This window comes from Planktotalea sp., assembly GCF_049680325.1.
Taxonomy (GTDB): Bacteria; Pseudomonadota; Alphaproteobacteria; order Rhodobacterales; family Rhodobacteraceae; genus Planktotalea.
In genome coordinates this window covers 1-1,787 of the sequence record NZ_JBAUHO010000141.1, presented here as the reverse complement: position 1 = coordinate 1,787, position 1,787 = coordinate 1, and the positions used below count along the sequence as shown (strand labels likewise).

Sequence of the window (1,787 nt, the reverse complement as noted above, 5' to 3'; positions counted from 1 at the left end):
CAACTTCGCCAACCGAGTAGGGAGGGAAGTTGTAATGCAGCAGGAAGTTGGATTTGAAGTTGCCGTGCAGTGCGTCGATGAATTGTTCATCATCGCCCGTACCCAGCGTTGTCACGACGAGACCTTGAGTTTCGCCACGTGTGAACAGCGCTGAGCCGTGTGTACGGGGCAGAATGCCGGTCAACGAAGTGATATCGCGGATTTCGTCGGTTTTCCGGCCGTCGATACGTTTGCCGGTTTTGACGACATCGCCGCGCAGAATAGACGCTTCGAGTTTCTTCATCGCGGAGCCAAGATTGGCATCCTCAAGCTGGTCTTCTTTCAGCTTGCCCTTGATGGTCTCGCGGGCGGCTGAAACGGCTGCTGTACGCTCTTGCTTGTCAGCAATTGCGAAAGCTTTGCGCATCTCTTTTTCGCCGGCTTTTGCCACGGCCTTGTAAAGGTCCGAGTAATCAACAGGCTGGAAGTCAAATGGCTCTTTTGCCGCATCTTCTGCCAGATCAATGATCAGGTCGATCACCGGCTGGATCGCGTCATGGGCAAATTTCACCGCGCCGAGCATTTCTTCTTCGGACAGTTCATAAGCTTCTGATTCAACCATCATAACGGCGTCTTTGGTGCCGGCGACAACCAGATCAAGGCGCTGGTCTGGGTTCAGACGCAGGTCCTGCATGTCATCAACAGTTGGGTTCAGGACGTATTCGCCATCCTCAAAGCCAACGCGGCAAGCAGCGATCGGGCCCATGAACGGTGCGCCAGAAATGGTCAGCGCAGCAGAGGCTGCGATCATTGCAACCATGTCGGGATCGTTCACCAGATCGTGCGAAAGCACGGTACACATGACCAGCACTTCGTTTTTGAAGCCAGGTACAAACAATGGGCGGATCGGACGGTCAATGAGACGGCTTGTCAGGGTCTCTTTTTCGGTCGGGCGTGCTTCGCGTTTGAAGAAGCCACCGGGAATTTTACCCGCAGCATAGTATTTTTCATTGTAGTGCACTGTCAGTGGGAAGAAATCCTGCCCTGGTTTTTGCTGACGTGCGAAGGTGACGTTGGCCATGACGGAGGTTTCCCCTACGGTGGCGATCACCGACCCGTCTGCCTGACGGGCCACTTTTCCGGTTTCCAGTGTGAGCGTTTCTTCGCCCCACTGCATCGATTTTGTCGTTACATTAAACATCTATGTTTCCTGTGTTGGCCCGTTTGGGCCATTTGCATAGGGGCCGTATTGCCCCTGACCTCGATATCTTCTTTATCAGGCGCTGAGGTCTTGGCGCCGGCTTTCAGATTGTGCGGCCATACAGTGTTTTGCAGGCGATGGGAAGGGAGCTGTGCAGTCCTCGCCTTATCAGCTGGTTTGGCCGAAAAATCGGTTCAGACGCTGGCAAGCAGCGGCAGGATACAGGTTTTAATCTGCTCAATGGGCGAGGTTAGTGCGCTTCTGTTTCAGCTGAACAAGACCGCCAGCGCGGCCAGGGCGGCGGGCATCGCCTGAACATAGAGAATGCGAGGTGACGCTGTTTTGGCACCGTAAACGCCTGCAACAAAAACACATGCTAGGAAAAAGAGCGCAACATTGCTTGCCCAATCGGCATCAGCGATCACCAGCGACCAGATCAATCCGGCAGCCAGAAAGCCATTATAGAGGCCCTGATTGGCGGCCATCGCTTTGGTGGGTGTAAACAGGTCTTTGGGAAAACTGGGAAACACATTGGGCCCTCTGGATTCCCAAGCGAACATTTCAAACCAAAGAATGTAAAGGTGGAGTGCCGCAATCAAAGCAACGA

The 1,787-nt window shown here is 53.8% G+C and carries 2 protein-coding genes; both read right to left on the bottom strand.

Going from position 1 to position 1,787, the window contains the following annotated elements; genetic code table 11:
- A partial coding sequence (locus WBC85_RS06300; RefSeq protein ID WP_424434084.1) for a polyribonucleotide nucleotidyltransferase occupies positions 1-1,180 on the bottom strand: 1,180 nt, incomplete at its 3' end.
- 266 nt (positions 1,181-1,446) lie between these two features.
- On the bottom strand, positions 1,447-1,787 hold a 341-nt coding region (locus WBC85_RS06295; protein ID WP_424434082.1), incomplete at its 5' end, for a DUF1304 domain-containing protein.